General features: G+C 45.3%; 7 protein-coding genes and 1 pseudogene. 5 read left to right on the top strand and 3 right to left on the bottom strand.

The features are described 5' to 3' along the window. The 5 genes and pseudogenes from J7J62_06280 to J7J62_06260 all read left to right on the top strand — a co-directional run. Window positions 1-192, top strand: a 192-nt coding sequence (locus J7J62_06280) for a hypothetical protein (protein MCD6124760.1), incomplete at its 5' end; no start/stop codon positions are given. A gap of 82 nt (window positions 193-274) precedes the next feature. Continuing rightward, window positions 275-1,195, top strand: a pseudogene (gene miaA / locus J7J62_06275) (tRNA (adenosine(37)-N6)-dimethylallyltransferase MiaA). Then, complete coding sequence (locus tag J7J62_06270; protein ID MCD6124759.1) at window positions 1,188-2,414, top strand: ABC transporter permease; 1,227 nt, start codon at window positions 1,188-1,190, stop codon at window positions 2,412-2,414. The pseudogene miaA and the gene J7J62_06270 overlap by 8 nt, the downstream one beginning before the upstream one ends. 1 nt (window position 2,415) lies before the next feature. Further along, on the top strand, window positions 2,416-3,135 hold the full coding sequence (locus J7J62_06265; GenBank protein ID MCD6124758.1) for an rRNA pseudouridine synthase: 720 nt from the start codon (window positions 2,416-2,418) through the stop codon (window positions 3,133-3,135). A gap of 14 nt (window positions 3,136-3,149) precedes the next feature. Continuing rightward, window positions 3,150-3,608 (top strand): GAF domain-containing protein, encoded by a 459-nt coding sequence (locus J7J62_06260; protein ID MCD6124757.1) that lies wholly within the window; start codon window positions 3,150-3,152, stop codon window positions 3,606-3,608. Window positions 3,609-3,679: 71 nt separating this feature from the next. Here J7J62_06260 and J7J62_06255 read toward each other — a convergent pair whose 3' ends face one another. The 3 genes from J7J62_06255 to J7J62_06245 all read right to left on the bottom strand — a co-directional run. Next, a complete protein-coding gene (locus J7J62_06255; GenBank protein MCD6124756.1) occupies window positions 3,680-4,168 on the bottom strand; it encodes a periplasmic heavy metal sensor in 489 nt (162 codons plus the stop codon). 16 nt (window positions 4,169-4,184) lie between these two features. After that, on the bottom strand, window positions 4,185-4,658 hold the full coding sequence (locus J7J62_06250) for a hypothetical protein (GenBank protein ID MCD6124755.1): 474 nt from the start codon (window positions 4,656-4,658) through the stop codon (window positions 4,185-4,187). 18 nt (window positions 4,659-4,676) lie between these two features. Beyond that, window positions 4,677-4,961, bottom strand: a 285-nt coding sequence (locus J7J62_06245; GenBank protein MCD6124754.1) for a hypothetical protein, incomplete at its 5' end; no start/stop codon positions are given.

The raw sequence follows: 4,961 nt of genomic DNA, 5'->3' as shown, positions 1-4,961 counted from the left end.
ATAAGAGAAACCTCCGAAAAATTTTTGCACGCTTATTTTATATTATTGGAAAATTGGGGGCGTGGCAATAGGAAATCGCGGAGACCGCGGGGAAACGGGAACCACGGAAGCTGCGGTAAAAATACATATTGCGGAAACCGCGGGAAAATGGGGACTGCGGAGGTTGAGGTAAACGCTCAGGAGATGGTATAAACAACAAGTGCATAGGGATTTATTGCCTTTGCCTACCACCTTTTTCGTTGAGTTAGGCGAATACATTGATTAACTTTGAACTATGAAACGCGTTTTGATAATTGCAGGTCCAACGGCTGTGGGAAAAACGGCTGTTGCCGAGAGAGTCGCGGAAAAGCTTAGCGGAGAATTGATATCGGCGGATTCAAGACAAATATACAAAGGACTCGATGTAGGAACCGCAAAACCCAGAAACTCAGAAATACCATATCACCTTATAGACATAGTAACTCCCGAAAAGCGCTATGATGCGGCGCAATTCGCAAGGGATGCTCAAGCGTTAATAAAGCAAATCTACGATAGGGGAAAAATCCCGATAATAGTCGGTGGAACGGGACTTTACATAAGAGCACTTACAGAGGGAATTTTTGAGGGTAATTTCAGGGATGAAACGGTACGAGAAGAACTTTTAAGGCGCTGGCGGGCTGGCGAAAATCTATACGCGGAGCTGATGCGGGTGGACCCTGAAGCTGCAAAGAAAATCGACCCGAAAAATTTTGTCAGAATTCAACGGGCACTCGAGGTTTACATCGTATCGGGAAAGCCAATATCATACTGGTGGAAAACCGCAACCAAAAAACCGTCCGAATGGAAGTTCGTAAAAATAATCCTTAACAAGGAAAGAAAGGTGCTCTACGAACGGATAGAAAAGCGGGTCGATGAAATGCTTGAGGCTGGCTGGGTCGATGAGGTTAAGAAGTTACTCAAATCGGGGGTGCCGGAGAACGCACCGGCATTCTCTTCAATAGGATATAGGCAGGTCGTGGACTATATTAAGGGTAAGCTCTCGTGGGAACAAATGAGGGAGCAAATTATTAAAGCCACAAAAGAATACGCGAGAAGACAGCTTATCTGGTTCAGGAAAGAACCCGGTGCGGTGTGGCTCGATACGACCGGAAAAAACCCACAAGAGGTCGCTTTGGAAGTCATAAAAATATGGCGGGAGACCGAGAAAAATGCTTAACGAAATGTTCAAAGTAGCAATAAGGAATATTTTTGCGCAGAAATTGCGAAGTTTCCTCGTGGCGTTAGGAGTAGCCATAGGAGTCGTTGCGGTGGCAGGAATGATTACTGCTGCGATATCACTTCAGGGGGAACTTAAGCGCTCGTTCTCAAGCCTTGGACCGGAAACATTCACAGTAATGAGAATATCGCCGATGAATTTCATGCAGGGACGAAGAATGCGCAGAATGAGAAAACTTTGGCGCCGTGAAAGGCTGAAACTATCATACCTCGAGCCCCTGAAAAAAGGCTGTGAGTCATGCGAAAAAATAACTCCTATAGTAAAATATTATCGTTACGCTTCATACGGCAAAAAGAAGATAACCAGCGTACCCATAGTAGGTGTCTCGCCGGACTTCAATGGTCTTGGTGAGTACAAACTCTGGATAGGGCGCTTCATCACACAATTCGAGGTAGACAGAAAACGGCATGTATGTGTCATAGGTCCGAGCACTGCGAAAGAGCTTTTCGGCGATTCTGACCCCATAGGGCGCAGGATTAAAGTAGCCGGAATACCATTCACAGTCGTGGGTCTTACCGAACCTCTTGGCAAAGTATTCGGTCAGGATAAAGACAATATAATAATCGTTCCCATTACGACAGCCCTTCACCATTGGTGGGGATTCTGGGGCATAATGTTCATAGTCAAAGCGAAATCTGGTAAACTCGAGCAGGCAAAAGACGAAGTAGTAGCTGTCCTTCGCCGATTACGCCATCTCAAACCTGCGGAGGAAAACGATTTCGACATATTCACCTCAGACCTTATGCTAAAGTTTTTCACATCAATCCTTGCGATGGTTTACGCCGTGGGAATAGGAATCGCACTCATAAGCCTCGTCGTTGCCGGCATAGGAATAATGAATGTCATGTTCGTTGCGGTTTCGGAGCGCACAAAAGAAATAGGGATAAGAAAAGCATGTGGTGCAACACCAAAGCTAATAAAACTCCAGTTCACCATTGAAGCTGCTGTTCTCGCTTTCCTTGGGGGACTTCTTGGATTAGCATTCCTGTCCATTTTAATAAAATTCATTGCTGGAAAGTTGCCGTTCCAGGTGTCACTAAACCCCAAAGTGGTTGTTTTCGGGCTTTTGTTCTCATTTGCTACTGGGGTTTTATTCGGATATTTCCCCGCACGGCGAGCATCACAACTGAACCCCGTGGACGCACTCAGATGGGAGTAAAATGAGCGAAGTCGAACATAAATTTCCGATGAGGATTAACAAATATCTCCAGCTTTTCGCCGGGCTATCGAGAAGACAGGCTGACCGCCTTATTAACGCTGGCAGAGTAACGATAAACGGCAAAATAGCACGTTTGGGCAAACTGGTAGGCAAAAATTCCATCGTAAGGCTGGATGGCAAAAGAGTCAAACCCGTAAAGCCATACTTCAGATACATAATTCTCAACAAGCCCGAAGGATACATATGTTCCCGCAGCGGTGAAAGGACAGTTTTCGAGCTTCTGGGCAAAGTTGGCGATGGGCTTTTTTATGTCGGAAGGCTCGATGTAGCTACGACTGGAGCATTAATTCTCACAGATGATGGCGCTCTGGCTAATCTTCTGGCAAGAAGTTCCGCACCACGAGTTTACGAAGCAAAACTTAACGAACCTCTCCCCAAAGATGCACAGGAATTGCTTACGCAAACGCCTTATCTCGATGGCAAACCTGTGAAAATAAGCCATGTAAAGATTCGTGGAGATAAAGTTGAGCTAACGCTTCACGAGGGTCGATGGCGGGAGGTGCGAAGACTTTTCGCTGCATTGGGGGTAAAAGTAGTGTCACTCCACAGGAAAAGCTTCGCTGGAATAAGTGTAGATAACCTGAAAATCGGCGAGTTCAGAAACCTTCTTCCAAAAGAGATAGCCACCCTTCGTGAATACGCGGGGCTTAAAAACCGCTAAAGGGGGACATCAGTATGAAGGATGAGTTCGAAAAAATTCTTGATAATGTCCGAGCCATAGTTGATTCCGAAAAATCCAGAAATGAAAAATTAGCATCAATATGCAGACTTCTTTATGACAGCATACCCCATTATGACTGGGTGGGGTTTTATCTTGCCGACTCCGAACACCAACAGCTAATATTAGGACCATTCATTGGCGAACCTACGGAACATGTCAAAATATCTTTCGGTAGCGGAATCTGCGGTCAGGCAGCCGAAAAACTTTGCACCTTCGCCGTTCCCGATGTAACCGCTGAGAGCAACTATCTCGCCTGCAGCCCAAAAGTAAAATCAGAGATTGTGGTCCCCGTGATGAAAGAAGGGAAAATCGTCGCTGAACTCGATATCGATTCATACACGCTTGATGCTTTCAAATCTGATGACAAGGAACTACTTGAACAAATCTGCCAGTGGTTCGCAGAACTATTCTGATTCCAAAACAAAAAGCCCCCTTCATTGCGAAGGGGGCAGGGACGGGGGAACAACGATCTATATTGAAGGGGTTATTTAGAGGATTTTGGACTCATCATCCTGGGTCGACTGATAAGGTCCATGAGTTTCTCTCGCTGTTCAGGTGTTAGGACATCCCTAACATCGAGAAACATGCGCAGCCGTCTTAGTTTTAGCGCATCACCTTTCTCAAGCACTTTCTTAGCTGCGCCCTCAATTTGAACCCTTGTGGCTTTGGGGTCGCTCGCGATTTCCTTGAGGTCTATAATGCTTTTTTGAAGGTCAGCTTTAAGGTCGACCATGTCTTTCTGTGCATCGCGGCGTATTTCGCGTATCTTTTTCAGCTGCTCCTCAGTAAGCCCGATCTCCTTTGCGAGCTTTCGGATAGCGTGAATGTTCATTCCGAAGCTCCAATCCCCACGGTGAAATTTGAGGGGCTTGCGATGATACTTTGGTGGTGCCGGTGGTGGCGGAGCAATGGCTTGCGCTGCTATGACCCCAGCAAAAGCTACAATGGCTATTATTATGATTGTCTTTCTCATTTTCATCACCTCCTACTCATCGTCTTTTCCTTATGGGTCTTCTGGGTTTACGAAGAAGCTCGAGCATTCTTCGTCTAAAAGTTTGTTCAAACAAAATATATTTAGCCTGTTGCTGCACAGTTAATATTTCCTTTATTCCGTTCCAAAGTTCATCATGAGCCTGCGCCTTCTTTTTGTTAAGTGATTCAAGCTCATTTAGTATGGGAAGCAGCTTTTTCTCCTTTGCGTTCTTATCTACCAACTCACGAAGGTCCTTTATAAGTTCTCGGGACCTCTGATTTATCGAATCCATAGTTTTATGGTATTTTCTCATTAGTGGGAACAATTTTGCTGCTTGCTCATCGCTGAGGTCAAGAGTTTCGGTCAACTTCCACATTTTTATGGTAAGAAATTTATCGCGCGATTGAGACGACCCTTTGCCTTGAGGCTGTGCAAAAACGAGCGCAAAAGCGATTAACATTGCAATTATTATTAATGTTTTCGCTTTCATATTAATCCTCCTTTTATTTTAAAGCGAGTTTTCAAGCATCGATAAAATTTCCTCCCTTTCATCGGGAGTCAACATGGAAAGGAGCTCTGCATCGTCGACCTGCTCCGCAACTAACTCTATCACCTCGTCTGGCTCCTCCTCAACGAGCTGAAGCAACAATGTATCCGCTGAAACATATGCAAAATCCTCGTATAAATCGTATTCGCTAATCTCAACAGGGAGTACTATTTCATCATTTTTGTGGAACCCAATGTTTAATGTTGCGACCAGTGCCAACACTACTACAGCAGCCGTCGCAATGGC

This window comes from bacterium (genome assembly GCA_021159335.1).
Lineage (GTDB): Bacteria > UBP14 > UBA6098 > B30-G16 > B30-G16 > JAGGRZ01.
Note: the sequence above shows the minus strand (reverse complement) of the source record. Positions and strands in the feature narration are given on the sequence as shown.